This window comes from Alteromonas sp. ABV2_168 (assembly GCF_056161165.1).
The window spans coordinates 217,112-243,849 of record NZ_JBSWYQ010000005.1 but is presented as its reverse complement, the minus strand read 5'-3'; the positions used below and the strand labels follow the sequence as shown (position 1 = coordinate 243,849).

Sequence of the window (26,738 nt, the reverse complement as noted above, 5' to 3'; positions counted from 1 at the left end):
GCATATTTCATACTGTTAAGGAGCAATGTATGGGTGAACTCGCGTGGTTTATCATATTCATGGTGGCCGTTTGTGTAGCCGCGTATAAGCGTATGAGCTTAACGTCTACCGTGTCTTTACTGGCGGGCATTATGGTGCTTGGCACAATCACCGGAAGCATCGGTTTCTTCAGCTGGCTACTCTTCCTCATCATTGCTGTTCCACTGTCTATGCCGGATGTACGCAGAAAATTCATTTCATCACGCCTGCTCGCTTTTTACAAAAAAGTTAGTCCGGAAATGTCCGCAACTGAACAGGAAGCCATTGATGCCGGTACAGTGTGGTGGGACGGCGAGTTATTCTCCGGTAAACCTGACTGGAATAAACTCCATGCAATTCCTAAAGGCCGTCTGACCGCGGAAGAAAAGGCATTTCTTGATGGTCCGGTAGACCGTGTATGCCATATGGTTGATGAATGGCAAATTAATCATCAGAACGCTGATCTGCCGCCGGAAATCTGGGCCTATCTGAAAGAGCATAAATTCTTCGCCATGATCATTAAGAAAAAATATGGCGGTTTGCAATTTTCAGCCTACGCGCAATCGAGGGTATTGCAGAAACTGGCGGGTTGCTCTGCAGTGTTATCCAGTACAGTAGGCGTTCCGAATTCTCTTGGTCCCGGCGAATTGCTGCAACATTACGGCACTAAAGAACAGCAGGATTATTATCTGCCCCGGCTGGCTGACGGAGAAGAAATTCCCTGTTTTGCACTTACCGGCCCTGAAGCAGGTTCCGATGCCGGCGCCATTCCCGATACCGGCGTAGTGTGCCGCGGTGAATGGGAAGGAAAAGAAATTCTGGGCATGCGTCTTAATTTTAATAAGCGCTATATCACTCTCGCACCGGTGGCAACGGTTATCGGACTGGCATTCAAGCTGGAAGATCCTGAAGGGCTGTTGGTAGGTCAGACAACCGCAGGCATTACCTGTGCTCTGATCCCAAGAGACACGAAAGGACTGGAAATTGGCCGTCGTCATTTCCCGCTGAATACCCCCTTTCAGAACGGGCCGCTTAAAGGTGAAGACGTATTTGTGCCCCTGGACTTCATTATCGGTGGACCGAAAATGGCGGGCAAAGGCTGGCGCATGCTGATGGAGTGTTTATCAGTGGGTCGTTGCATTACCCTGCCCTCTACCGGCGCCGGCGGTGCAAAATCAGTGGCACTGGCAACCGGCGCCTATGCACGTATACGCCGTCAGTTCCGCATTCCTGTTGGTCATATGGAAGGCGTGGAAGAAATGCTTGCCCGTATCGGCGGTAATGCTTACCTGATGGATGCCGTCACCCGGTTCTCCACGGTAGGTGTAGATTTAGGCGAAAAACCGTCCGTGATATCTGCCATCAGCAAATATCACCTGACGGAGAAAATGCGCCAGGTCATAAACGACGCTATGGATATTCACGGTGGTAAGGGCATTATGCTCGGGCCAAATAATTATCTTGGCCGCGGTTACCAGGGCGCGCCCATTTCCATTACCGTGGAAGGTGCCAATATTCTTACCCGCAATATGATGATTTTCGGTCAGGGCGCTATGCGTTGTCACCCGTACGTACTGTCTGAAATTCAGGCTGCGGCAATGACGGATAAATCTGAACAACTCCGGGAATTTGATAAAGCGGTATTTGGTCACCTGGGATTCGCCGCTGCAAATAAAGTAAGAAGCCTGTGGTTCTCACTCACCGGTGGTTTATTTCACCGCACGCCGTTTAATGACGACACCGGTCGCTATTACCAGTTACTCCAGGGTTACAGTGCTAACCTGGCATTTCTGACTGACGTGTCAATGGGTCTGCTTGGCGGTGAGCTTAAGCGCAAAGAGCGTTTATCTGCACGACTGGGGGATATTCTCAGTGGCTTGTATTTGGCAAGCGCGACGCTGAAACGTTTTGATGAAGAAGGCCGGTTACAGGAAGATGCTCCCCTGATGCACTGGGCACTGCAAAACACCTTGTTCGACATTGAAGAAGCACTGGATACCTTTATCAGTAACTTCCCGAACAAAGCAATGGCTGTGGCATTAAGAGTATTGATTTTACCCTTTGGCAGACGTTGTAAACGTCCCGATGACAAACTGGAACACCAGATCGCAACCATTCTGCAAACGCCCGGCACAGTGCGTACCCGACTCGGTGACGGTCAGTACCTCACACGGGAGGAAGGCAGTCTGTTTGGTGATCTGGAGCAAACACTGGATGACGTGCTGGCTGCTGAGCAGGTGTTCGATAAAATTTGTAAGGCCAGAAAAGCCCGTCTTCCCTTTACCGGTCTGGATAAACTGGCTGATGCAGCATTATCAGACGGTATAATTGACGAAGAAGAAGCTGAGTTACTTACCAGAGCCGAAGCCGGCCGCCTGCGTACTATCAATGTAGATGATTTCGACAACGAAGAACTCATTGCAAAAGTGAATACAATGGCTTAAATGCTGCCTGAAACTAAAAGGCCGCATCAAAATGATGCGGCCTTTTTTATTCTTCGGGAGAATTAACTGAACTGCAATTTGTCCATCAGCAGTACAGCCTGAGTCCGGGTGTTAATTTCAAGCTTGCGTAAAATTGCACTGATGTGTGCCTTGATAGTCGCTTCGGTCACATTCATTTCGTGGGCAATTTGCTTATTCATTAAACCTGCACGCAGGAAGCTCAGCACCTGAATTTGTTTCGGCGTCAGTTCACGGAATCGTTTCAACAGTTGAGTGAGTTCTTCATCAACGTTTTCCAGGTCCGCTTTCATCTCTTCCGGTACCCAGTTTTCACCACCTTTAATGGTCACGATTGCTTCAGCAATTTGCTTTGTGGGCGATGATTTGGGAATAAAGCCCTGTGCACCCAATCCCATAACCTGAGCGACAACATCAATGCTTTCATTGGCAGAGATAACCGCGACGGGTAATTCCGGATAAACATCTTTAACGGAAATAAGACCGTTGAAGTATTCGCCTCCCGGCATATTTAAATCTAATAACAGTAAATCAATGTGGTGATTTTCAGTTAACACGGTCATCATGGATTCAAGACTGTCCGCTTCAAGAATTTCAGCGTCCTTGAAATACGGTTCCAGTGCAGCACTTAATGCTTCCCTGAACAGTGGATGATCATCTGCAACTAATATACGAGTCATATAATGCGGTGCCCGAATTATGTAATTTTTCCTGTTACTATAGGGTAATACTTTAGGCTAATGATATAAAGTCAAATTAACTTAAGGCGCTTTATAATCAAGAAATTTTTCCTTTTAAATGAAAAAAACGTGGCAATCCTTTAAAATCTGCCCCGTTTTTTAGCTAATCAGTAAGGTCTTTCAGTGCAAAAGCCGGATAATATTTTTGCCAGCCATATGACAACCGTCAGTGATTTCCGATTTGATGAACACGTAGCTGACGTATTTCCCGATATGATTCAACGTTCAGTACCGGGTTATCAGACGATTCTGCATACCATCGGAGAACTGGCCAGAGCCAGAGTTACTGATGGCAGCAATGTGTATGATCTCGGCTGTTCTCTGGGGGCTGCCAGTCTTTCTGTTGCACGCAACACGGATCATTTGTCCTGTCAGATAACCGGTATTGATAATTCTCCGGCAATGATTGAGCGCTGTGAACGGGTAATTTCCAGTTTTCATTTACCTAACCCTGTCACACTCCATTGTGAATCTGCTCTGGACACCAAAATAGAAAATGCATCTATGGTGATCATGAATTTCACCTTGCAATTTATTCCGCCGGAGCAAAGAGAAACGCTGCTGAGCAAAATTTTCAACGGCCTTAACCCGGGTGGGATCCTTGTTTTGTCAGAGAAAATTCAGCATCCTAGTGAACAGGGAAATCATCTGCTTATCGACCTGCATCATCAGTTTAAGCGCAATAATGGTTACAGTGAACTGGAAGTCAGCCAGAAACGGGCAGCGCTTGAAAATGTGATGCTCACCGACAGCTATCAGACTCACGAAAACCGGTTGAAAAAGGTAGGGTTTGAAGATGTGGTTATGTGGTTCAAATGCTATAACTTTACCTCTATGGTGGCCATTAAGGCTGGTGGAGTCAATGCCTGATGCGACGTATTTCTGATCCCTGGTTCACTGAATGTTACCGTCAGTTGCTGGACACGCCTCTGGCACACTGGCTTGAAACGCTGCCGGCACAAATCAGCGAATGGCAGCGGGAACACCTCCACGGAGAATTCAGTAAATGGTGTAAATTGCTGGAAAAACTTCCTGAGACCACTGTCAGTTCAAAAGAACTGAAACACAGTGTTACTGCGGGCAGCGCCGCTGACATCAGCGAATATCAGCAGAAACAGATAGAAGGTCTGCTGAAACAGTTTATGCCATGGCGAAAAGGCCCCTATCACATTCACGGCATTCATATTAATACAGAGTGGCGGTCAGACTGGAAATGGGATCGGGTACTGCCTCATATCAGCCCGCTTGCCAACCGTCATGTTCTGGATGTGGGTTGTGGTAGCGGCTATCACATGTGGCGTATGCTGGGAGAAGATGCTGCCGGCGTTTATGGCATCGATCCGACTCAACTGTTTTTAATTCAGTTTCAGGCTATCAGGCATTTTATTCCTGCCGCCAATATCCATTTTTTACCCCTGGGCATTGAGCAGATGCCGGCATTAAAAGCATTTGATACTGTGTTCTCAATGGGTGTGCTATACCATAGAAAAGATCCGGTACAGTTTCTCACCCAACTAAAAGATCAGTTACGCAAAGGCGGCGAACTGGTGCTTGAAACACTGGTAGTGGAAGGTGATGAACAAACCGTACTGATGGCAGGCGAACGTTATGCACAGATGCGCAACGTCTGGTTTCTGCCAAGTGTAAAGGCACTCACTGTGTGGCTGAGCAGGCTGGGTTTTGAAAATATTAAGGTCGCTGATATCAACACCACGTCTCTTGATGAGCAGCGCACCACAGAATGGATGACGTCTCAGTCTTTAAAAGATTTTCTGGATCCTGATGACATCAGCAGAACCATTGAAGGTTATCCTGCACCACAACGTGCAGTGCTGATAGCCACGAAAAAGTAACTTTATGTCCTGTTCGTTTGCAGACTGTTGCCAATTCTTGGCACCGGTCTGCGAGCATTCCTGACCCGGATTGGCATAATTGTTGTAGTTACTACTTTATAAACTGTGCTGAAACAGCACGTCACACAGGTAGTAACATGGATATTACGGGCTTTCTGAACGAGCACCAGTTACCGGACACTTACCAGGCCATTGCACAAGAATGGTTCATACCGTTAGCAGACGAAATCCTTTCGCACAAAAATGGTGCAGAAGGGCCATTTTTCGTCGGTGTTAATGGCTGCCAGGGATCAGGGAAATCCACATTATGCGACTTTCTTATCCACTACTTCACCCACCAGCACGGGCTGTCAGCCGTCACGATCTCCCTTGACGATTTCTATCTCTCCCGTGCAAGACGACAAGAACTTGCTGCCAACGTACATCCCTTGCTTTGCACCAGAGGCGTACCCGGTACGCACAATACGGTTCTGGCTGATAGCACTTTCACAGCGTTAAAATCTGCAGGCAGCGTTGCTCTGCCCCGCTTTAATAAAGCCAACGATGATCCTTTTGAAGGATCTGCGTGGCCGGTAATCACCTCTCCACCTGATATTGTGTTAATTGAAGGCTGGTGTTGGGGCGTGTCAGCGCAATCTGAGGACGCACTTAAAGAGCCGGTTAATGATCTTGAGCGTACCGAAGACCCGGATGGCACATGGCGGGGATATGTGAATGATAAAATTGCTGCAGATTATGAATCTTTATACGATGAAATGCAGTATTGGGTAATGTTAAAAGGTCCGTCTTTTGAGCATGTTTACAAATGGCGGTGTGAACAGGAACACAAACTGGCCGCGAAAACCGGAAAAACCGGAAGCGGTATAATGAGCGATGAACAAATCCTTCGTTTCATACAACATTATCAGAGACTCACAGAACATGCGTTTAATTCCCTGCCTGCAAAGTGTAATCAGGTATTTGAGTTAGATGAAAACAGAGTCATTAAAAACGTCATCAGGAAGTAGTCATGGACACAGCGAATACACTCATTTTCACTGACATGGACGGTACGTTGCTTGACCACCATACATACAGTTTTGAAGCTGCAAAGCCTACGCTGACCTCACTGTCAGAGCGAAATATTCCCGTCATCCCTACCACCAGCAAGACCTTTGTTGAATTGCTTGAATTGCGGGAAACCATTGGCCTGACCGGCCCGTTTATCGTAGAAAACGGCGCAGCAGCATACATTCCTCATGGTTTTTTCGCGAAAAAGCCAGCCGGTACCGTGTGGCAGGATGGATTTTGGTGCAAATCTTTCACCTCATCGAAAATGTACTGGCTGAAATTACTCGAAAAGGTCAAACCGGATTTTGCCGGTGAATTCACCCATTTCAGCGAGATGTCCAACGAGGACATCTGCGAAGCCACCGGGTTATCACCCGCAGAAGCTGCACTGGCTGCACAGCGACAATTCGGTGAGCCGGTCTTATGGCAAGGCACAGAGGAGAGAAAAGAGGCGTTTATCCGGTCTGTGACAGACAGAGGCGCCTATCCGCTGGAAGGCGGCCGTTTTATTCATATTTCCGGCGACTGTAATAAGGGCGCAGCCCTCCAATGGTTTGTCGAAGAGTTTATCCGTCAACATGACGAACCGGTGACCAGTATTGCGCTGGGTGACGGTAAAAATGATATTGCAATGCTTGAGGCAGCGGATATTGCCGTTCGGATCGCCTCCCCGAGTCATCAACCCCCTACACTAAAAAAAGAAGAAAATGTATACACCAGTACCCTGCACGGCCCGCAAGGCTGGACTGAAGTACTGACCCGATTACTTTTTTAACAGGACATGGAGAACACATGGCTGATTTTTATCAAAATGGCGTAGTGACAACGTTACACAACTTATCAAGACGCCCTACAGAAGAGCTTGAAGCTGAACTGTTACGATTTTCTCAGAAACGTCCGATGGCGCTGATCCTGCCGTCATTGTATTCAGAATTGGAAGGCGAAGCACTGCCGCACATCGTCGACGAACTCACCCACGTCCCCTATCTGTCTGAAATCGTCATTGGCCTTGACCGTGCAGATAAAGAGCAATACAAATCTGCATTAAAATTTTTCGAAAAGCTGCCGCAACATCATCGCGTTTTGTGGAACGACGGCCCCCGTCTTAAAGCCATTGACGAAGAATTATCGGCTCTGAATCTCGCACCTAAGGAACTGGGTAAAGGCCGTAACGTATGGTACTGCATGGGGTATATTCTGGCATCAAACCGTGCAGAATCCGTCGCCCTCCACGATTGCGATATCGTTACCTATAACCGCGACCTGCTGGCCCGACTTATCTATCCGGTCGCGAATCCTCAGTTCAACTACGAGTTCTGTAAAGGTTATTACGCCCGCGTAGCCAACGGAAAAATCAATGGCCGGGTTTCCCGTTTGCTGGTTACCCCGTTGCTGCGCGCATTGAAACGCACGCTGGGTGATAACGAATATCTGGAATTCATGGACAGCTTCCGTTATCCGCTGGCCGGCGAATTCTCTTTCCGTCGTGATGTGCTGAACGATATCCGTATTCCCAGTGACTGGGGCCTTGAGGTGGGCGTGCTGTCTGAAATGCACCGCAACTACAATCACAACCGCCTGTGTCAGGCCGATATTGCAGATAATTACGATCATAAACACCAGGACTTGTCATTCAATAATGACCAGGGCGGTTTGTCGAAGATGTCTATCGACATCACCAAAGCACTGTTCAGAAAGCTGGCGACTCAGGGATTTACTTTCAGCAACGAAATGTTCCGTTCCATTAAAGCAACCTATTACCGTATTGCGCTGGATTTCGTTGAAACCTATCACAACGATGCAGTAATGAATGGCCTGACATTAGACATTCACAATGAAGAAAAAGCCGTTGAACTGTTTGCCAGCAATATTATGAAAGCGGGTAACAGCTTCCTGGATAATCCGATGGAAACACCGTTTATTCCAAGCTGGAACAGGGTCACCAGTGCAGTACCGGACATTCTTGACCGCCTGCTGGAGGCCGTTGAAGCAGACACAGCAGAATTATTAGGGTAACGCATGACGAGTTGGGAACAATTACACGAAAAAGTCAGTCATCACTTGCAGTCGATTTATGCTGATGTGGTTCTGGATATCCCTGTGGGAGATCTTGCCACTCAGCTGATGCATACGATGCGTCTTGAAGAAGATAAAGACGTTGTTCAACCAACGCCGCACTGCAATTACTGGGATGAAGAAGATATTATCATGATCACTTACGGTGACAGTGTGATCAGTGATAATGAGCAGCCATTGTTTACCCTTGACCGTTTTCTGCACACGTACTGTAAGAACACGATCAACAAGGTACACATGCTGCCCTTCTTTCCTTACAGTTCAGACGATGGCTTTTCCGTCATCGACTATTCCAGTGTGAATGAATCACTGGGAGACTGGCCTGATATTGAACGGCTGTCAAAGCACTACGGCCTGATGTTTGATCTTGTTATCAACCATTGTTCTGCCCGTAGTGCCTGGTTTGACAATTTTCAGAAAGGCGAAGGCACTGGCAGTGATTTCTTTTTTACTGCCGATCCGTCTGATGATTTATCTATGGTTACCCGCCCGCGGGTGTCTCCCCTGCTGCGGGAAACTGAAACCGCCACCGGCACGAAACATGTCTGGTGTACGTTCAGTCACGACCAGGTGGATTTTGATTTCCGCAATCCGAAGGTACTGCTGGCTTTTGTGGAAATTATCCGTCTGTATCTGGATAAAGGCGCTAAGCTGTTCCGTCTGGATGCAGTGGCGTTTTTATGGAAAATCATCGGTACCAGTTGTATCAATCTGGCACAGACCCACGAAGTTATCCGTTTGCTCCGTACACTGATTGAACACACTGATCCTACTGTCATTATTATTACTGAAACCAACATCCCTAACCGGGAGAACCTGACGTATTTCGGTAATGCCAATGAAGCCCATGCTATCTATAACTTCTCACTCCCCCCATTGCTGGTAAATACCCTCGTGACCGGCAACTGTGGTTATCTGAAGAACTGGATGATGAGTATGCCGCCTGCCCAAAACGGCACGACATATTTTAACTTCATTGCATCCCATGACGGGATCGGTCTGCGCCCGGCTGAAGGGTTACTTGACGATGAAGAAATTTCTACACTGGTGCATACCATGCAGAATTTCGGCGGAAAAGTCTCCTGGCGGGCGTCTGATCATGGTCAGCAGAAGCCGTATGAAATCAACATTACTTTGTTTGACGCACTGCAGGGAACCACAGCAGGCCCGGATAAGTATCAGGTAGACCGCTTTATTTGTGCTCATGCCATTATGCTGGGCATGGAAGGTATACCGGGTCTGTACATCCATAGTTTACTGGGTACCAGTAATGACTATGAAAAAGTGGCTAACACCGGTCAGAACCGCTCTATCAACCGGCACAGATGGAACTTTGAGGAACTGGCAGCCCTGCTGGACTCGCCGTTTTCACAACATCATAAAGTGTTAACCCGGTTATCCCAGCTTATCCGTATCAGAAAAGCACAACCGGCTTTTCACCCCAATGCCACACAGTTTACCCTGCAACTGGGTGACACCTTGTTTGGCTACTGGCGGCAAAGTCTCGACAGACGCCAGAGCGTGTTCTGCGTCAGCAATGTCACTAATGAAGAACAGTCTATCCTGCTTTCCAGTATTAATCTGATTGGCACAGATAAATGGATGGACCTCATTACCCGTGATGAAATTGAAGACGTGGGCGGATTCATGCAGTTAAAGCCGTACCAGACTGTGTGGATCAGCAATATGGAGTTTGAAGACTGACACGCTTATCAACACCTGCGGAATTCTGGCCGCAGGTGTTGGTTTTCTTATACCAATCAGTAATAATCCCCTTCTTAATTCGCCTGCGCTAATAAATATGACCAATTCTGCTTCCACTCCCTCCGGCTGGCTTCCACTGGACGAGGCCCTGAGCCGTGCTCTTGCCGCTGTTACTCCTGTTACAGAAACTGAAAACGTTGCAGTATCTGATGCGCTGTACCGGATTACCGGCGAAGACATTGTTTCACAGACAGATGTACCACCGGCTGATAATTCTGCGATGGACGGTTACGCTCTTTATGCAGCCGATACCGCCGGCGCACCCGTCACGGTATCCGGTACGCAGTTTGCGGGCATGGCGTTGCCGGAAGAAAAAATACAGCGGGGTACAGCAGTAAGGATCATGACCGGTGCGCTTATCCCTCCCGGAGCAGAATGTGTGGTTATGCAGGAAAATACACGCAGGGAAGATGACATTATCACAGTGACCAAACCCGCTATTGCCGGTGAAAATATTCGCCGCGCCGGCGGAGATATCGCTAAAGGCGCACAGGTCATTAAACGGGGCACCCGCCTGGAGCCCGGTCATCTGGTACTGCTTGCCTCAATGGGGATCAGTTCAGTGAGTGTTTTCCGCAAACTCAAAGTGGGGATCATGGCTACCGGCGATGAACTGGTTGAGGCGGGAGTACCTTTGCAGTCAGGTCAGATTTACGAATCAAACCGTACCGGCACACGGGCCTTACTCGCACATGAGCCGGTCACAATCACTGACTATGGCATTATTCCTGATGACAAAGCCGCTCTGGAAACGGTATTTAAAGAGGCGTCTGAATCTCAGGATGTCATTATATCCAGCGGCGGTGTATCTGTAGGTGATGCCGATTTTGTTAAAGAACTGGTTGCCAGGCTTGGTGAGATTGCGTTCTGGAAAATCGCGATTAAACCGGGCAAACCCTTCGCATTCGGTTCTCTGGGAAATGCACGCTTCTGTGGCGTACCGGGCAACCCGGTGTCAGCCTGGGTCACCACACAGCAACTGGTGTTACCCATGCTCAAGCGGTTGAGCGGTATTGAAACTGACGGGGCAGGTAAGCCTCTTACCATTAATGCCACACTGACCGCCGGTATAAAACGTAAAGCCGGCAGACAAGAATTTCTGCGGGCGGTTATGGTTGTGCAGGAGGATGGCAGCTATAACGTCACTCAGTCAGGTAAACAAAGTTCCGGTGTGATGACCACCGTGACACAGGCCAATTGTTACATTGTCGTTCCGTCTGACTGCAAAATGCTCAGTGCCGGTGACACGGTAAAAGTGCAGCCATTTTCAGTTAACGGAGCATAATTCACCCATGGCGGCATTCATTTCTCCGCGCTTTGCCGTGGAAAGTAAACGTTTGATCACCCTTGCCTGGCCTCTGTTGATTGCCCAGATAACGCAGATGATGATGGGTGTTATTGATACCATTATGGCCGGTCATTACAGCGCTACGGATATGGCCGCTGTGGCACTGGGTTTCAGTATCATTGTACCGTTGCAGTGTTTTGTTCAGGGCCTGGGCCTTGCTATGCCCCCTATCCTGTCGAGATTACACGGAAAGGGAAATACATCTGACGTAGCCTCTGCGGCCTGGCAGGCCGGATACCTTCTACTGACAATCAGTTTACTCATTCTGCTTATCTGGCCGTTTACCGGCCAGCTGGTAGCACTGTTTCCCATGGAACCGGCACTCTACGATATTACCGTGGACTATGTGCAGTTTGTGTTGCTTTCCATGCCGGCATTTGCCGGTTATCAGTGGTTGCGTAACTTCTGTGAAGGCCTTGGCACCACCAAACCCACCATGGCCATTACGTTGATCGGATTAATGTGTAACGTCGCGGGTAACTACATATTCATTTATGGCGCAGGGCCGGTGCCGGCATTCGGGGGCGCAGGTTGCGGTATCGCCACGGCCATTGTTATCTACACGATGTTTTTCGCTACCATGGCTTACGTTTTGTTGTCTGACAGACTGAAGAAGTACAACCTGTTCGGCCACATCTATCGCCCGGATTTGCGCATGATCCTGCGCACATTCAAACTCGGATTTCCGGTGGCCATGACGCTTCTGTTTGAGGTTACCCTGTTTGCCGTCGTTGCCCTGATGCTGGCCCCTTTCGGACCCGGCACCGTAGCGGCTCACCAGGTTGCACTCAATTTCAGTGCAATCATGTTCATGTTTCCCCTGAGCTTAGGCATGGCGCTGTCAATCCGTGTAGGTTACCGGATTGGCCAGAACAATCCTGCGCAGGCCCGCATGGTGGTAAAAAGCGGTATTACCATCGGTATGTGTATTGCCACGTTAACCGCCAGCTTCACGTTACTGGCAAAGGATGCCATCATCAGCCTGTATACGCAGGATGAAACGGTATTTGCACTGGCTAACTCATTGCTGATTTATGCCGCGCTTTTCCAGTTCTCTGATGCAATCCAGGTGTTATCGGCCAATGCGTTACGGGGATACAAAGACACCACGGCTATGTTTATCATCACTTTCATTGCCTACTGGCTAATCGGTCTTCCCACCGGGCTTATTCTGGGTCGTACAGACTGGATAACCAGTGAGCCCATGTCCGCTGCCGGCTTCTGGATAGGTTTTATAGTGGGGTTAAGCAGTGCTGCCGTAATGTTAGGCAGCCGCGTTATGATTATTCAGCGCCGCCAGCGCGTTCACGCGGCTTAGGCGGCTCTTCCGGCCCGGTGGATTGCCACTGATCACCAATCACCGGGTCTTCTTCATCCTGCGATTCCCAGTAATAGCGCTTCCTCAGCGGTTTGGGATCCTGTTTACCAAACAGCAGTGCAGCAATAACCCCCCCTGCTGCACCGAAAAAATGCGCCTCGTAAGAAATTTGCGGGTCGCGGGGAAAAATAGACATCATCATGCCGCCATACAGAAAGAACGCGATCATCATCAGGCCCGTTGAGCGGTTATCTCTGCGCAGAATGGCAATAACAAACAGATAAAAAAACAATCCGTGTGCAACTCCGCTTGCCCCCAGATGCACAGACGGCCTGCCAAATAACCATACCCCAATACCTGAACCCAGCCATGCGAATGCCAGCGCTTTGCCTCTCGTAGCCGGATAGCCATAATACAGGGCGGAACCAAGAATGATCAGTGGCAATGTATTATGGAATAAATGCTCATAGGAACTGTGTACCAGAGGAGCAGTAATAATGCCGTGAAGTCCTGCTAAGGACAAAGGCACAATACCCAGTGTATTTAAGGGTAAATGGAACAACACACCGGCGGACTGGATGACCCAGAGCACTGTGACACACAGGACACTGAGCCATACCGATCGCAGCAGGATATCGCGTTTATTTGAATGCTTCATAATCCCGATATTGGGACAATACCGGGAATTACCAGACAGCGGCTTAATTACGGTTTAATTTATCCCAGTCATCCGGTGTATCAATATCCAGCGCAGCTTGCGGGTGAGGTACGGCAAAACACTCAGGGGCAGCAGCGTTGAGCAGTTTTGCCGCCCCCTTCTGCCCACTCAGAGACAAAAGCAATGCTTCATCAAGGTGAGGAAAGATAGCCGGTGACATGCGTTTTCCTTCAGCCAGGCTGGCAATCCGGCTGGCAGGAAAAATCCCTGCTTTTTCCGCGAGTGCGCGAAGGGAATCTGCAGTGACGGCCGGCGTGTCACCTAATCCGATAAAAAAATGATCCGGCGACAATGTGCCGGTTTCCTCACAATAATGCAGCACGGCTTTAACTCCGGTAGAAATACTGCCGCCCATTCCCTGCTGCCAGGCGTCATTGTGGGCGAGAGATACCTCTGGCAATACCGGACTATTAACCAGACATTCGGCAACCGCCTCACGGTAACAACCGGTCACCACAAATACGGGCAAATCCGTAAACGGCGCATATTGCTGTACAACATACTCCAGCAATGTGTCACCTTGCGGATGGGCAGTAAGTAATTTGTTGTCGCCATACCGGCTGGCCTCACCGGCAGCCAGTATAATAACCGCTATTCTGCCTGACATGGCTTCCCTTTCAGTGAACGGGCAGACTTGCCATTTACCACAGCGTGTGCCTGCGCAAGCATGGATAATGCAATTGACTCAGGTAGTTCACCTCCGATTGCGATACCGGCAGGTGCATGAAGTGGCAGCGGTAACAGAGATTCTTCAATGCCGGCTTCTTCCAGCACCCGCTCAGCCCGATGAGAGGGACCCAGCAAGGCAATATACTGTAAAGAATGCGGCGGTACAGAGACCATTGCTGCGAGCGCCTCACCGTCCATACGCACCTGATGATGCATAACAATGACTGCGTTCATCTGGTGATACCAGTCTGTGCCGCTAATCTCACCCGCTGCCTGTTCGTCTGTCACAGTAGCTGTGGTAAAGTCTGCAGGCCGCGCATATCGCGCTCTGCTGTCATTAACAATAACCCGCCAGCCGAGCCTTGAAGCCATATCGCATAACGGCAGTGCATCAACCCCGCCACCTAAAATGCCCAGCGTGGGAGGTGGTGTGAGTGTGGCTGTAAACAGAGCTTTGTCGCCGGGATCAGATGCCGCCGCAGACCCTGACGGAATACCCGGTGTGACCGGCTGTGAAAAATAAACGGATTGCTGCCGGCTGAGCGCATCCAGCACATCTGTCAGCCCCAGCCAGTTATTTTGTGCACTCACAGGTTGTAAAAGAAGCGTCACTTCACCGCCGCAACCTATACCCAGCCGCCACGCAACATCACCTTCTTCCTGCATATCATAAGTCACAATACGACTTTTACCTGTTTCCCAGCACCGTCGTGACTGATGCAATAAATCACTTTCCAGACATCCGCCGGAAACAACACCCAGCTGACTGCCAAATTTACTGAACAGCATCATTGCACCGGCTTTTCGGTAAGAAGAGCCTTCGGTATTGATGATGGTTGCCAGCAACCAGTTACCTGCATCGCGCTGAGGGAACCAGTCCGACAACACATGGTAAATATGATGATTCATTTTTCCCCGCCTGAACGACCATGAACAGCCTGTACGCTAAACGCAGTTACCCGTTCACGGTTTTATATTTCTTAAGCCGGTATCACCGGCAAATTTACCGCTAATATATAACAAAGTATCACCGCATCCGTGACGTCTGTCGTAAATCCTGTACCACTGCACCTGTCATCCCGGCTGAACGCTGTTTGTAATTACGGTGACTTTGACTGTAACGACCACCCGTTTGCCTGCTTTTTAACCCTCATCGCAAATCAAAATAAGTTATATCGAAAAAGCACTTTTCATTTTACAAAATGACACCAATTATATAACCGTACACAAATACCTGTGTGGTTCTGTTCATTTGACAGACTACATCATTGTCTGCAGGTATTTTTAACCAGGTAAGGAATAATAATGCAAGTATTTGACGACAACTCATTATCTATTGGCCGCACACCGCTGGTAAAACTCAACCGCGTTACCGGTGGCAATGTGTATGCAAAAATTGAATCACGCAACCCGAGCTTCAGTGTCAAATGCCGTATCGGCGCAAACATGATCTGGGATGCAGAAAAGCGTGGTGTTCTGGGCCCGGGTAAAGAGATTGTTGAACCGACCAGTGGTAATACAGGTATTGCACTGGCATTCGTTGCAGCTTCCCGTGGTTACAAGCTGACACTGACCATGCCAAGCAGCATGAGTCTTGAGCGCAGAAAATTACTCAAGGCGCTGGGCGCAAACCTGGTACTGACTGAAGCCCCTAAAGGCATGAAAGGTGCCGTTGCAGCCGCACAGGAAATCGTTGCTTCAGATCCTGAGAAATTTGTTCTGCTGCAGCAGTTTGATAATCCTGCTAACCCGGCAATCCACGAAAAAACAACCGGCCCTGAAATCTGGGAAGCCACTGACGGCAAGGTTGATGCCTTTGTTGCCGGTGTCGGTACCGGCGGTACGATTACCGGTGTTAGCCGTTACCTTAAGAATACCAAAGGTAAAGCAATTACTTCTGTCGCCGTTGAACCGACAGACTCACCAGTTATCACTCAGGCCAAGAACGGTGAAGAACTGACACCGGGTCCTCACAAAATTCAGGGGATTGGTGCCGGTTTCATTCCGGGTAACCTGGATCTCGACCTGGTAGATGAAGTAGAACAGGTAACTAACGACGAGAGTATGGAAATGACTCACCGTCTGATGAAGGAAGAAGGTATCCTTGCCGGTATTTCTTCCGGTGCGGCGGTTGTCGCAGCCAAGCGTTTTGCCGAGCGTCCGGAAAATAAAGACAAAATCGTTGTTGTTCTGCTTGCCAGTGGCACAGAGCGTTACCTGAGCAGTCCGCTGTTTGCCGGTGAATTTGGTGAACAGGAAGAAGTTCAGTAAGCGTTAAAGATATAAAATCAGAAAGCGGGGTATGATTACTCCGCTTTTTTTTCGCCTGTAAAATCTGCTATTTTTATAATAGTTTAGCCGTCCGGAATAAATATTATGAATTACCCTTCCCGCCACCTCAGTTCCCTGTTCATCGCTTTATGTCTGATTTTGATATCCGGTTGTAAAGAAAAGGAAGAAGGGCTCGGGCGCTACGGGATGATGGATGAAAATACGCCGGACTACGCTGCTGTGGCATTTATGAAAAGTATTTATGAAGACAAGAATATAAACCGTGCAGTAGAACTGAGTTCTGACAGCATGGCAAGAATGCTTAAGCGCTACCATACAAACCGCAACGTTCAGAGACACATTGTTAATTTGCGTTACGATACAGTAACCATTACACCTCAGGGATCTAACCGTGTGGGACGTAATGAGTTTGCGGAAAATGCCACCGTCACTTTATTTTTCAGCGGCCAGTATAATGATGACAAAGTGGAAGATTTAAGAACGGTACAAATGATCCGCGACGACGGGCTATGGAAAGTTGACCGCATCGACCCGGACCATTTTATGTAAACCGGTAAGCGGGGCTTTTACTGCCCCACTGCTACCCCTTCACGGCGGGGATCGGCGCCGCCAATCAACTTACCGTTTTTCACTTGTACGCCATGTAAACCTGAGTTCAGATCCATCACTTTGACATCATGACCCAGTGCTTCAAGTGCAGGTTTCAGCGCCTCAGCGGACGTACCGGACTCCAGCGCAGTATAATCATTTCTGTTGGTCATTCTGGGCAGATTAATGGCCTGCTGCACATCAAGGTTAAAGTCGAGAACACCAAACAGGGTCTGCGCGACATAATCGATAATACGACTGCCACCCGGTGAGCCGATGACCAGTTCAAGATCACCTTTATCATCAAACACCATGGTCGGGCTCATAGCACTGCGCGGGCGCTTACCCGCCTCCACACGGTTAACCACAGGCCAGCCGTTAATATCCGGATTAAATGAGAAGTCCGTAAGCTGGTTATTCAGCAGGAAACCGTCGACCATTAAGCCGGAACCGAACATAAACTCAATGCTGGTCGTGATAGACACCGCGTTCCCTTCTTTATCCACAATTGAGAAGTGGCTGGTGTTAGGCTGCTCCAGATTCATCCCAAGGTGAACTTTAGCATCGGTGTAAGGCTTGCCGGCCTTTGCTTTATGCCATTTTTCATTGATGCCAATCGTCTCTGCACGGCGTTTCAGGTAAGGCGCGTTTATCAATGCCGCAAAGGGTAAATCGGTAAAGTCGCTGTCGGCAATATACATTTCCCGGTCAGCAAAACTGAGGGCACTGGCCTGTGCAAATAAATGGGCAAATTCAGCACTGTCAGGCTGCAATGAAGCAATGTCCTGACCTTCCAGCAGTTTCATGATCTGGAATACATTGATCCCCCCGGAACTGGGCGGTGCCATGCCACAAATTTTATGTTCGCGGTAATCTCCGCACACAGGTTTTTTCTTTAATGCTTCGTATCCGGCAATATCAGCCGTGGTAATTTGTCCCGGGTTGATGGATGCCCCGTTCACTGCCTTAACAATTTTCTCAGCCACAGGGCCTTTGTAGAAATAGTCTGTACCGTCACTGGCAATATGGCGCAGGGTATCTGCAAGTGCTTTATTCTTTTTAACCGTTCCTTCCTTCAGCGGTGCACCGGCAGGATAAAAATAGGTAGCGCTGGATGGAAACTCTTTCAGACCCGGGTGTTTATTCAGCGAGACCAGGTGCGCCAGACGGGCTGATACCCGGAACCCTTCAGCGCTGGTGTTAATAGCATCGTCAAACAGGTCTTCCCATTTCAGCTTGCCGAATTCCTGCTGTGCAGTTTCCAGTGCTTTTAACGCGCCGGGAACACCCACAGATTTACCACCAACCACAGCTTCAAGCCAGTTCATCTGGTTTTTACCTTTGAAGAACCAGTAAGGTGTTACGGCAGCCGGTGCGGTTTCCCGTCCGTCAAATGTATGCAGCGTCTTAGTTTTATTATCCCAGTAAAGAATAAAGGCACCGCCACCGATCCCCGATGACTGGGGCTCAACCAGTGTCAGCATTGCCTGCACAGCCACAGCAGCATCAATGGCAGAACCACCTTTTTCGATAATGTTTTTACCCGCCCATGAGGCGTAGGGGTTTGCAGCCACAACCATATAATCATTGGCTATACGGGCTTTTTTATTTTCAAATCCGGTAGCCGCTTCAGGCTCAAAACGTTCAACAGCTTGAGTGGCGGACACCAGTGTGACCGATAAACAAACGACTTTAACAGCCGTTGCCAGAATTCCCTGACTGAACTTCAATGTATCGCTTCCTCTGAATTACTTAAATTTATCCCGGTTTAACGGGCGCTTGTTAATGAATGCATCGAATGCTTCTCTAGCTGCCGGCGTAGACAGCGCTTCAAGAAAGATATCCAGTTCAGCACTGATTTGTTGTTGTATGGCATCCTGCTCATTATTCATCAATGCTTTTGTCTGGTTCAGCGCGAATGCAGGCTTCTGTGCCAGTTTACGGCACACAGCCTCAACATGTTCGCTTAGATTTTCTGCCGGAATGATAGCGGTAACGACACCAAACTGCTGTGCTTCCTCTGCGCCAAAGGTTTCGCCCAACATCAGCCATTCGCTGGCCTTTCTGCGGCCGGCCAGTCTGGGTAACAGATAGCTTGACGCATATTCGGGCACCAGGCCCAGGTTAATAAAAGGCATACAAAAAACGCTGTCCGGTGCACAGTACACCAGATCACAATGTAACAATAAGGTCGTCCCGATGCCAACGGCAACGCCATGAACCTGCGCTACAACAGGACTAGTACACTGAGTCAGAGCATTCATGAAGGCAACAATCTCAGCAACGTTGTCGCCCTCCTCCCTGTGTGCAAAGTCTGCAATATCATTTCCGGCCGTAAACGCACTGCCTTCCCCCCTGAGCAGAATAACCTTCACTTCCGGATCAAGGCTCGCGGTATTAATTGCATCCGCCATTAACTGATACATTTCACGGGTTAACGCATTTTTCTTATCCGCGCGGTTCAGGCTGATGGTCAGAACGTGGTTTTCTATCTGTGTAGTCACAGTGCTCATGACAAAATCCTCACAAAATTACAGGCAAATTCTTATCAGTTTTCTGTATCATAGCGATTTAACAGCAAAAACTACAAAATTTCATGTCTTCTGATTTCACCAAATTTGCCGGACCTTATGGCGGGCCCATGCTACTGACACTCTGTGTGTTACTGGCCTGCGTCTTCGAACCCGTTTCAGGGGAATGGCTGGCATATGACCGTTACGCCATAGAGGGCTTTGAAACCTGGCGTTTACTTACAGCCAATATTGTCCACACCAACGGCTGGCACGCTTTACTGAATCTGGCCGGGCTGACTTTGCTCACCTTTCTGCATAGCGACCATTATCGTTTCATGCGGTTTATTAAATTATTTCTCTGGTGCAGTTTATTGACCAGTGCAGGTATTTATTACTTTTCACCGCAACTCATATGGTATGCAGGTTTGTCCGGCGCATTACATGGCGTGTTTTTGTGGGGCGCCTGCATGGATATCCGTGCAGGTTTAAATTCGGGCTGGTTACTGGCCTGCGGTGTTGTCGCTAAAATTGTTTATGAACAAATCAATGGCGGTTCTGCTGATGTGGAGGCACTGATTGGCGCTGCGGTTGCAACAGATGCCCACCTTTACGGCGCGGTAGCGGGTCTTTTAATGTTTCTGCTGATGATTATTCCGGTGAACAAACGCCGACCGGCAGTGCAGCACTGACAGACGGCTTTATTCAATTATCAGCCTTTAAGCGCGTACTCCGACAAACCTAACTCACTGATAACACGGTTAATGTGCGTCATAGCCTCATCCGTGGGCCCGGGATAGTCTCCGGCAATGGCAACGTTCCCCTGATAGCCAATATCTCTGGTGCCTTCCGGCGAACTGAAATAGGCAGCCAGAACCAAACCACGAAGACGGGAAAAAGCGTCAGCCGGACGCAGATATGCATCACCAGTATTGTCGTCCACCGTCGCTATATCATCCAGGATGGCTTTCTGCCGGGCTTCTGTCAGGTCCGTGAACGTCATGTCATGACGCAATGCAGCTTCGTCATCCAGCCATACCAGAAGTGGCATGATGAATTTGCGGTCGTTTTGCTGCCGCTCATAGGGTGCACTTATCCACTCGTCAATGACATCCGGTACATTAACCCCGGTCGCAGAAGGGTATTCCCCTTCCTGAGGAACAATAAGATCGCTGATGTCAGCAACCAGTTGCAGCTCTTTTTGTGACAGGAGCCGCGGCCAGGGTGATTCAGGCGGCATGATAAGATCAGGATCTTTCCCGTAACCGGCGGCATTCACCGGCTTCAGTGTGAGTTCAGGCCAGTGCCCCTCACCCGCTCCTGCTGTGGCCTTTGCGCTTTTATCCGGCTCGCCTGAACACGCTGTTAATGCAGGAAATGCCGCAGTGGCTGCCAGAGCACTCAGCCATTTTAACGATTCGCGGCGTGTTAACCGTGGCACATAAACGGAAGATTTTACATCTCTCATGGCTACAGGCTCCCTTGTTGAATTTGTCCTGCCAGCCAGCTTGAATTACGCATGGCAAGGGTCAGTATAGTCAGAGTACAGTTTTTATGAGGATTAGAGGCGAACACGCCGCCATCCATGATAAACAGATTTTTACAGTCCCAGGTTTGTCCCCATTCATTGGTCACAGAGGTGCCGGGATCGTCTCCCATCCTGGTTGTGCCCACCTCATGAATAATTTCGCCGCCTTTGAGGATAGCCTCTTCAGGAGAAGGTAATTCCCCCGGGTCAGCGCCCATATTGGCAAAAATTTTCTTCGCGGTTTCAAGGCCGTGCCTGACCTGATTGAGTTCATTTTCCGACCACTTCCAGTGAAACTTCGCAACAGGTATACCCCATTTGTCTTTCACGTCTTTATCAATTTCCATATAACAATGTTCATTCGGCACCATTTCCCCACGCAGCGCGAAGCCAATGTAACTGCCATAGGCAGAACGGGCCTCAGCTTTTACAGCTTCACCGTATCCCTGAAAATCACCGGCTACCCAACTGCCGGGCTCACGGAAACCACTGCCGATTTCAAAGTGATAACCTCTCGGAAAGTCCAGCTCCCCTTTTTCCTGCGCTTCGTGGCCCCACCAGGGAATGAACAAATGGTTCGATGTATGGCCATCTTCGTTATACCGTGGCCGGTCCCGCAGTGCCGGCACGTAGGCACCGATGTTCGCCCCGGTGGAATCCATCAGATTGCGACCTACCTGTCCGCTGGAATTAGCCAGTCCGGCAGGATGTTGTTCTGATGCTGAATTCAGCAGGATCCGCGCCGACTCACAGGCACTGGCGGCCAGAATAACCACGGGAGCATCAAGGTCGGTATCCTTACCTGTTTTCTTATCCACGTAGGTCACCCCCGTGGCTTTACCGTTCACATCTGTACGGACAGCTTTAACCATTGCATTCGTAATCACAGTCAGGTTTCCGGTAGCTCTGGCCATAGGGATCAATGATGTGGTGGTCTGAAAAGCCGCACCGATAGAGCAGCCATGACCACAGGGCGTGGCATAAAAACACTTCTGGCGGATATCCTGTGAGCGTGTCAGCACTGCACGGTGCATAGGCGCGGTTCGTATGCCTTCTTTACCGGCGGCAGCAGCCACCAGTAATTCAGTGACTCTGGGGGCCGGAGGTGGCTGTAATACACCTTCAGAAGAGTCAGGCATATCTTCATGACCGGTATTCTCCCCGCACACGCCGACAAGGGTTTCTGTTTTATCATACCAGGGCGCAATGTCATCATATTCAAATGGCCAGTCAGCGCCATGACCGTCACGGGTCTTACCTTTAAAATCATGATGAGAAAAACGCAGGGAATAACGGCCCCAGTGATTAGTCCGGCCACCCAGCATCCGCGCCCGCCACCAGAGAAACTCGGTATCATCCGCAGTCGTGTAAGGCTCGTCAGGTACGGTCCAGCCACCGTCTACGGTAGCGTCGTAGTAGCCAAAATCTTTATCCACATTCCCCGAGCCCATCAAAGGCGCATCACCGGGTCTTTTAAACATGGGGGTTTCTGTACGGGGGTCATAATCACGGCCAGCTTCAAGCAGCAACACTTTGATGCCCTGCCGGGTTAACTCGTAAGCAGCCATGGCACCGCCGGCACCGGAGCCAACTACCAGTACCTGAAAATCAGTGTTATCCATTTCACAGTTCCTTTATTTTTATATTTTTGAACCAGACCGTGTTGCCGTGATCCTGCAATCCAAGATGACCGGAAGAGTTAGCCGCAAAGCCTTCCCAGTCAGCAAATTTGCTCGCCGCCACCAGATTCTTCCAGGTTGATGTACCGATAACCACGTTGGTCGTCATCACACCGTTCTGCCACACCTGTAACAAATTATCGTTCAGTTTTATGCGGGTTGTATTCCACTCTCCGGCGGGTTTTGAAGCAGAGGAATGCACGGCCACCATGTCATATAGTGAACCGGCAAGGTGAGTATCTGTTTTGTTGTCGTGCGCTTTTTCGTTATCGAGGATCTGAATCTCAGGTGCATGGGAATAAATATATTTTCCGGTCTCATCGGCGAGAATAAAAATACCGCTGTTTCCTGCTTCTGAGATCTTCCAGTCAATGAGAAAATCAAAGTTCTCCCAAGTCTTGTCAGAGATCAGATCGCCACCACCAGCTTCAGCCAGCTTCATGGCCCCCTCTTCGATAGTCCAGCCGTCACCTACCTGTTTTTCACGATAGTTACGCCAGCCTGTAAAAGATTGCCCGTCAAAGAGTAACTGCCATCCGGCGGCAGACTCCTCTGCAGTAAGTGTATTGTCCTGTGCAGCCTGCACTGTGGCGGTACCGGCCAGATAGATCGTTGCGGCGATTGCCGTAAGCGCTTTCATCATATTTCCTGCCTGTTGTTGGTGTTTTCGTTCTTGTTGTATGCCGTCTCCGGCGGATAAAAAAAGGCAGTGATGGTCAGTCACTGCCTGCTTTATTAAAGGTTTGTATCAAACAATTTGTAGATCCTGCGGTACTCATCCAGCCAGGAACTGGGCTGAACAAATCCGTGAGGTTCAACCGGATATATCGCCGTTTCGAAATCAGTTTTCTCAAGTTCGATGAGGCGCTGAACCAGTCTCACTGAGTCCTGGAAGAACACGTTATCGTCGACCATAGGAGCAATGATAAGTAGTGGTTTTTCCAGCCCTTCTGCGAAGTAAATAGGAGAACTGCGCTCAAATGCGATGGGATCCACATCCGGCGTATTCAGAATATTAGATGTGTAAGGTGCATTGTAATGCGCCCAGTCAGTTACCGGACGTAATGCTGCGCCGGCTGCGAACAGATCCGGTGCGGTAAACATAGACATAAAAGTCAGGAAACCACCGTATGAGCCACCGTAGGTGCCGATTCGCGCCGGATCAATATTCGCATTTTCTGTCAGCCAGTTCACTCCGTCCCGTAAATCTTCAACTTCAGGTGTGCCCATCTGACGGTAAATGGCAGTACGCCAGTCGCGGCCGTAGCCTTTTGATGCGCGGTAATCCATGTCCATCACCACATAACCCTGCTGCACCAGCATACTGTTGAACATGTATTCACGGAAATACCCTGACCAGCCAAGGTGCGCATTCTGCAAATATCCGGCGCCGTGGTTAAAGACCACCGCTTTACGCTTTTCACCCTCGTTGTAGCCTTCAGGTAAATACACACGGGCATAAACAGGCTGACTGGTATGAGATGATGGCATCGCTACCACCTGAGGTACGGCCCAGGGCATTGACAGGAATGCATCGCTGACAGTATCTGTGATCTTCTGTGCTGCGCCACTGTCACCGGCTTTCTTAATGTAAAGCTCAGGCGGACGGTTTACTTTGCTGTGAGTCAACAGCAGTGTGTTGTTGTCAGGACTGAGTACAAAGTCCGTTATGCCGTTCAAATCGGTCATGGCTTCACTGGCACCGGTAGCGGTATTCACCCGGTAAACTTCATAAATGCCGGGGTGCTTTTTATTGGCCTGATAGTAAATGAACTTATCATCGCTGGTGAGTGCCGGCTCTTCCGTGACAAACTGACCACGTGTAAGTTGTTGAGGACTCTCACCGGGTACCTGCAGATAAAGATGGGAGTAACCGTCTTTTTCTGACTGATAGAAAAGTGTTTCACTGTTATTCAGCCAGCCAAATTGGTTGTGGCTGTAATTCACCCATGCATCATCGTGTAATCGCTCCTGAGTTTCAAACCGGCCTTTTTCAAAGTCAACAGTTACAATCCAGCGATCTTTGTTGTCCCACGCTTCCAGCATCAGGGCAAGAGCCCCGCCATTTTTGTGCCAGCGAACAGACGGATTGTTCCGGTCCCAGCTGCTGAACAGGGTAATGTCTCTGGGCAGGCGGTTAACCACATACTTGTCGCCGCGGGCAGCAGCATTTTCAGATTTCACGTCTGCAAGTACATCGTCGTTGTAGCCGGGCAAGCTCATGTAGGATAATTTTGATTTCTCACCGGTTTGCAGATTAACCAGCCAGGCATCGTGATTCACCGGCTCTGCATCAGCAACACGGCTTCTCACCCGCATTGGCAAGATCCGCGCATCTTCCTGAATGAAATGCGGCATGATGTCAGAGTCGTCTCTGGACTTCACATCAGCGGTAGTCACGACAAGTGCAAATTTACCATTCGGAGATACCGAAGCGGTGACCAGTCTGTCACCCTTATCGAACCAGACCTTATCCTGAACGTAGGCCGGACTTACCGTTTTCAGTTTTTCATTACGGTCAGCACTTTGCTCGCTCTGTCTGCGTTTTTTGTCGATATATTTGATTAATTTTATCTGTTCACCGGCAATATAGTCTTCCGGTTCGCTTACTGCTTCAGGTTTGTCCCCGAATGCCCAACTGAACAGTTGCTCACGTCTGCCATTATTCACGTCGATAGCAACGATACGGTTACCTGTGGTCACCATCAGCCTGCCGTCGGTCATAAAAGACAATCCGTGTACCGGTGCTCCGCCACGGATGAGTTGTTCAGCCGGCTGACCTTTGTGTTTTATAAAAACACTCTCTCCGGCGAGAAATGCCATTGTCTGGCCATCAACACTTTGTGCTTTTTCGCTGTAGCGGTACAGGTACTGTTCGGATAGCGGGATACGCTCTGCATTGGCAGGCATGTTGACCGGAGCGGCAAATACATCCCGGAGATGACTGTTCTCCCGTTCCTGCTCATACACCAGCATGCTGCCGTCAAGGCTCCAGCCGGGGCGTACCGGAGAACGACCCATCCACTGTGGATCGGCCATAATTTGTTTCAGTGTAATCGTTTCTGATGACACCGGTTGAGTGACTGTTTCCGGTGTTACCACTGCAGGTGGTGCATTGACCGGTACCGGCGTTGAGGAAGTAGCGGGATCAGCAGCTGTAGAGACACAAGCGGAAAGTGACGTGCCTAACGCAGCAGCAATAACGAGGCTTAACATTTTTTTCATTATGGTTCTGTCTTAAGTGTGTTATTTATAAGCATGTTAATTATACGCAACAAGGTAATTCCGACAGCCGTTTTCATCGGGTTAACTTGTCGGATTATCCCAGCCTAACGGTGACTGACCGGTGTCGTCAACCGCGCAACTGTTTCTCTGCGCAGATTACTGTTAAGGTTGAGACAAACTCTTCCACATCTTGAGGCCATTATGAAAAAAACGCTTTTGCTTGCGACACTTACTCTGTTCAGCAGTGCTACTTTCGCTGCTGAAAACTGCCCTTCTGTCCTGAAATTTGTTAAACGTAAACTGAATTCCCAGGAAACAGTGAACCTGTGCGAAGCATACCAGGGAAAGGCTCTGCTGATCGTGAATACAGCAAGCTATTGTGGATTCACGCCGCAATTTGAAGGACTGGAAGCCATGTATGAAGAATACAAAGGTCAAAACTTCACCATTCTTGGTTTTCCTGCCCACGACTTTAATCAGGAAGCAAAAGATGAAGGTAAAACGGCGGAATTATGTGAGCTGACCTACGGCGTAAAATTCCCGATGTTTGAACCTACTGTGGTTACCGGTGATGATCAGGACCCTCTGTACCGCATGCTCACCCGCGCCACCGGCGAAGAGCCTTCATGGAACTTCAATAAATACCTGGTAGATAAAGACGGTAACATCGTCAAGCACTACGGAAGCCGCGTTAAGCCCTCAGATGAAGATCTGCGCGCAGATATTAAAGCAGCCATGTAACTGGCTTTTCTGCCACACTCTCAGTTATAAACAGACATAAAAAAGCCCCGCACATGGCGGGGCAATCAAGCACACTCAACTTGGAACACACTTTAGCGGTAACGATTAAGCACAAGTCCTGGCTTAAACCGTTAATTGCTAACTGCATAGATTTAGTCA

At 49.2% G+C, this 26,738-nt stretch carries 23 protein-coding genes; 13 read left to right on the top strand and 10 right to left on the bottom strand.

The genetic code is table 11. From position 1 onward, the window contains the following. Positions 1-29 precede the first annotated feature (29 nt). Positions 30-2,462, top strand: coding sequence for an acyl-CoA dehydrogenase FadE (gene fadE / locus ACXAH4_RS10160; protein WP_474881746.1), 2,433 nt, complete (start codon positions 30-32; stop codon positions 2,460-2,462). A gap of 62 nt (positions 2,463-2,524) precedes the next feature. Here fadE and ACXAH4_RS10155 read toward each other — a convergent pair whose 3' ends face one another. Continuing rightward, positions 2,525-3,160 carry a response regulator transcription factor gene (locus ACXAH4_RS10155; RefSeq protein ID WP_119501455.1) on the bottom strand — a complete coding sequence of 212 codons (636 nt, stop codon included), beginning with the start codon at positions 3,158-3,160 and terminating at the stop codon, positions 2,525-2,527. A 183-nt stretch (positions 3,161-3,343) separates the two neighbouring features. Between ACXAH4_RS10155 and cmoA the strand changes: the two genes are divergently transcribed. The 8 genes from cmoA (at position 3,344) to ACXAH4_RS10115 (ending at position 12,629) form a co-directional block, all read left to right on the top strand. Next, positions 3,344-4,090: a carboxy-S-adenosyl-L-methionine synthase CmoA gene (cmoA, locus tag ACXAH4_RS10150; RefSeq protein WP_474881744.1), complete on the top strand. Its 747-nt coding sequence runs from the start codon at positions 3,344-3,346 to the stop codon at positions 4,088-4,090. Positions 4,091-4,098: 8 nt separating this feature from the next. Next, positions 4,099-5,073: a tRNA 5-methoxyuridine(34)/uridine 5-oxyacetic acid(34) synthase CmoB gene (gene cmoB, locus ACXAH4_RS10145; protein ID WP_474881783.1), complete on the top strand. Its 975-nt coding sequence runs from the start codon at positions 4,099-4,101 to the stop codon at positions 5,071-5,073. Between the two features lie 137 nt (positions 5,074-5,210). Continuing rightward, complete coding sequence (locus ACXAH4_RS10140) at positions 5,211-6,080, top strand: kinase (RefSeq protein ID WP_474844265.1); 870 nt, start codon at positions 5,211-5,213, stop codon at positions 6,078-6,080. A gap of 2 nt (positions 6,081-6,082) precedes the next feature. Continuing rightward, complete coding sequence (locus ACXAH4_RS10135) at positions 6,083-6,898, top strand: HAD-IIB family hydrolase (RefSeq protein ID WP_474844266.1); 816 nt, start codon at positions 6,083-6,085, stop codon at positions 6,896-6,898. A gap of 17 nt (positions 6,899-6,915) precedes the next feature. Further along, entirely contained in the window at positions 6,916-8,139 is a 1,224-nt protein-coding gene (locus ACXAH4_RS10130; RefSeq protein ID WP_119501460.1) for a glycosyltransferase family protein, read from the top strand. Between the two features lie 3 nt (positions 8,140-8,142). Then, the gene (locus ACXAH4_RS10125; RefSeq protein WP_474844267.1) at positions 8,143-9,903 is read left to right on the top strand and encodes a sugar phosphorylase; all 1,761 of its coding nucleotides are present in this window, start codon (positions 8,143-8,145) and stop codon (positions 9,901-9,903) included. Between the two features lie 97 nt (positions 9,904-10,000). Next, positions 10,001-11,248, top strand: a complete 1,248-nt coding sequence (gene moeA, locus ACXAH4_RS10120; protein ID WP_474881743.1) for a molybdopterin molybdotransferase MoeA — start codon at positions 10,001-10,003, stop codon at positions 11,246-11,248. Positions 11,249-11,255: 7 nt separating this feature from the next. After that, a complete protein-coding gene (locus ACXAH4_RS10115) occupies positions 11,256-12,629 on the top strand; it encodes an MATE family efflux transporter (RefSeq protein WP_474881741.1) in 1,374 nt (457 codons plus the stop codon). Here the strand turns inward: ACXAH4_RS10115 and ACXAH4_RS10110 are convergent. Genes ACXAH4_RS10110 through ACXAH4_RS10100 form a run of 3 tightly spaced genes read right to left on the bottom strand, consistent with a single transcriptional unit; the run spans position 12,595 to position 14,925 of the window. Then, on the bottom strand, positions 12,595-13,287 hold the full coding sequence (locus tag ACXAH4_RS10110; protein ID WP_349586834.1) for a rhomboid family intramembrane serine protease: 693 nt from the start codon (positions 13,285-13,287) through the stop codon (positions 12,595-12,597). The genes ACXAH4_RS10115 and ACXAH4_RS10110 overlap by 35 nt on opposite strands. 43 nt (positions 13,288-13,330) lie before the next feature. Continuing rightward, on the bottom strand, positions 13,331-13,954 hold the full coding sequence (locus tag ACXAH4_RS10105; RefSeq protein ID WP_474881740.1) for a nucleotidyltransferase family protein: 624 nt from the start codon (positions 13,952-13,954) through the stop codon (positions 13,331-13,333). Further along, complete coding sequence (locus tag ACXAH4_RS10100) at positions 13,939-14,925, bottom strand: XdhC family protein (protein ID WP_474881738.1); 987 nt, start codon at positions 14,923-14,925, stop codon at positions 13,939-13,941. Before ACXAH4_RS10100 ends, ACXAH4_RS10105 begins: the two co-directional genes overlap by 16 nt. Before the next feature lie 396 nt (positions 14,926-15,321). Here ACXAH4_RS10100 and cysK point away from each other — a divergent pair, with 396 nt between their 5' ends. Beyond that, positions 15,322-16,287: a cysteine synthase A gene (cysK, locus tag ACXAH4_RS10095; RefSeq protein ID WP_119501466.1), complete on the top strand. Its 966-nt coding sequence runs from the start codon at positions 15,322-15,324 to the stop codon at positions 16,285-16,287. 105 nt (positions 16,288-16,392) lie between these two features. After that, positions 16,393-16,857, top strand: coding sequence for a hypothetical protein (locus ACXAH4_RS10090; RefSeq protein ID WP_303574747.1), 465 nt, complete (start codon positions 16,393-16,395; stop codon positions 16,855-16,857). A gap of 17 nt (positions 16,858-16,874) precedes the next feature. On the opposite strand, the gene ggt is transcribed toward ACXAH4_RS10090, so the two are convergent. Continuing rightward, on the bottom strand, positions 16,875-18,605 hold the full coding sequence (ggt, locus tag ACXAH4_RS10085) for a gamma-glutamyltransferase (protein ID WP_474851653.1): 1,731 nt from the start codon (positions 18,603-18,605) through the stop codon (positions 16,875-16,877). A gap of 39 nt (positions 18,606-18,644) precedes the next feature. Further along, on the bottom strand, positions 18,645-19,409 hold the full coding sequence (locus ACXAH4_RS10080) for an enoyl-CoA hydratase (protein ID WP_474881737.1): 765 nt from the start codon (positions 19,407-19,409) through the stop codon (positions 18,645-18,647). Positions 19,410-19,537: 128 nt separating this feature from the next. Between ACXAH4_RS10080 and rrtA the strand changes: the two genes are divergently transcribed. After that, positions 19,538-20,098 carry a rhombosortase gene (gene rrtA, locus ACXAH4_RS10075; protein ID WP_474881735.1) on the top strand — a complete coding sequence of 187 codons (561 nt, stop codon included), beginning with the start codon at positions 19,538-19,540 and terminating at the stop codon, positions 20,096-20,098. 20 nt (positions 20,099-20,118) lie between these two features. Here rrtA and ACXAH4_RS10070 read toward each other — a convergent pair whose 3' ends face one another. The 4 genes from ACXAH4_RS10070 to ACXAH4_RS10055 all read right to left on the bottom strand — a co-directional run bounded on the left by ACXAH4_RS10070 (position 20,119) and on the right by ACXAH4_RS10055 (position 25,838). Beyond that, entirely contained in the window at positions 20,119-20,874 is a 756-nt protein-coding gene (locus ACXAH4_RS10070; RefSeq protein WP_474844277.1) for a gluconate 2-dehydrogenase subunit 3 family protein, read from the bottom strand. 2 nt (positions 20,875-20,876) lie between these two features. Continuing rightward, positions 20,877-22,556: a GMC family oxidoreductase gene (locus ACXAH4_RS10065; protein ID WP_474844278.1), complete on the bottom strand. Its 1,680-nt coding sequence runs from the start codon at positions 22,554-22,556 to the stop codon at positions 20,877-20,879. Position 22,557: 1 nt separating this feature from the next. Further along, positions 22,558-23,256: a 3-keto-disaccharide hydrolase gene (locus ACXAH4_RS10060; RefSeq protein ID WP_474881733.1), complete on the bottom strand. Its 699-nt coding sequence runs from the start codon at positions 23,254-23,256 to the stop codon at positions 22,558-22,560. Positions 23,257-23,348: 92 nt separating this feature from the next. After that, complete coding sequence (locus ACXAH4_RS10055; RefSeq protein WP_474881732.1) at positions 23,349-25,838, bottom strand: prolyl oligopeptidase family serine peptidase; 2,490 nt, start codon at positions 25,836-25,838, stop codon at positions 23,349-23,351. Positions 25,839-26,039: 201 nt separating this feature from the next. Between ACXAH4_RS10055 and ACXAH4_RS10050 the strand changes: the two genes are divergently transcribed. Beyond that, entirely contained in the window at positions 26,040-26,579 is a 540-nt protein-coding gene (locus ACXAH4_RS10050) for a glutathione peroxidase (protein WP_474881731.1), read from the top strand. The last annotated feature ends 159 nt before the right edge of the window (positions 26,580-26,738 follow it).

Coding starts and splice junctions, on each gene's coding strand:
- ACXAH4_RS10100 (WP_474881738.1), bottom strand. CDS start 14,925: ATGAATCATCATATTTACCATGTGTTGTCGGACTGGTTCCCTCAGCGC.
- ACXAH4_RS10050 (WP_474881731.1), top strand. CDS start 26,040: ATGAAAAAAACGCTTTTGCTTGCGACACTTACTCTGTTCAGCAGTGCT.
- ACXAH4_RS10055 (WP_474881732.1), bottom strand. CDS start 25,838: ATGAAAAAAATGTTAAGCCTCGTTATTGCTGCTGCGTTAGGCACGTCA.
- ACXAH4_RS10110 (WP_349586834.1), bottom strand. CDS start 13,287: ATGAAGCATTCAAATAAACGCGATATCCTGCTGCGATCGGTATGGCTC.
- moeA (WP_474881743.1), top strand. CDS start 10,001: ATGACCAATTCTGCTTCCACTCCCTCCGGCTGGCTTCCACTGGACGAG.
- ACXAH4_RS10065 (WP_474844278.1), bottom strand. CDS start 22,556: ATGGATAACACTGATTTTCAGGTACTGGTAGTTGGCTCCGGTGCCGGC.
- ACXAH4_RS10105 (WP_474881740.1), bottom strand. CDS start 13,954: ATGTCAGGCAGAATAGCGGTTATTATACTGGCTGCCGGTGAGGCCAGC.
- ACXAH4_RS10140 (WP_474844265.1), top strand. CDS start 5,211: ATGGATATTACGGGCTTTCTGAACGAGCACCAGTTACCGGACACTTAC.
- ACXAH4_RS10070 (WP_474844277.1), bottom strand. CDS start 20,874: ATGAGAGATGTAAAATCTTCCGTTTATGTGCCACGGTTAACACGCCGC.
- cysK (WP_119501466.1), top strand. CDS start 15,322: ATGCAAGTATTTGACGACAACTCATTATCTATTGGCCGCACACCGCTG.
- ACXAH4_RS10130 (WP_119501460.1), top strand. CDS start 6,916: ATGGCTGATTTTTATCAAAATGGCGTAGTGACAACGTTACACAACTTA.
- ACXAH4_RS10155 (WP_119501455.1), bottom strand. CDS start 3,160: ATGACTCGTATATTAGTTGCAGATGATCATCCACTGTTCAGGGAAGCA.
- ACXAH4_RS10060 (WP_474881733.1), bottom strand. CDS start 23,256: ATGATGAAAGCGCTTACGGCAATCGCCGCAACGATCTATCTGGCCGGT.
- rrtA (WP_474881735.1), top strand. CDS start 19,538: ATGCTACTGACACTCTGTGTGTTACTGGCCTGCGTCTTCGAACCCGTT.
- ACXAH4_RS10090 (WP_303574747.1), top strand. CDS start 16,393: ATGAATTACCCTTCCCGCCACCTCAGTTCCCTGTTCATCGCTTTATGT.
- ACXAH4_RS10125 (WP_474844267.1), top strand. CDS start 8,143: ATGACGAGTTGGGAACAATTACACGAAAAAGTCAGTCATCACTTGCAG.
- ACXAH4_RS10080 (WP_474881737.1), bottom strand. CDS start 19,409: ATGAGCACTGTGACTACACAGATAGAAAACCACGTTCTGACCATCAGC.
- ACXAH4_RS10115 (WP_474881741.1), top strand. CDS start 11,256: ATGGCGGCATTCATTTCTCCGCGCTTTGCCGTGGAAAGTAAACGTTTG.
- ACXAH4_RS10135 (WP_474844266.1), top strand. CDS start 6,083: ATGGACACAGCGAATACACTCATTTTCACTGACATGGACGGTACGTTG.
- fadE (WP_474881746.1), top strand. CDS start 30: ATGGGTGAACTCGCGTGGTTTATCATATTCATGGTGGCCGTTTGTGTA.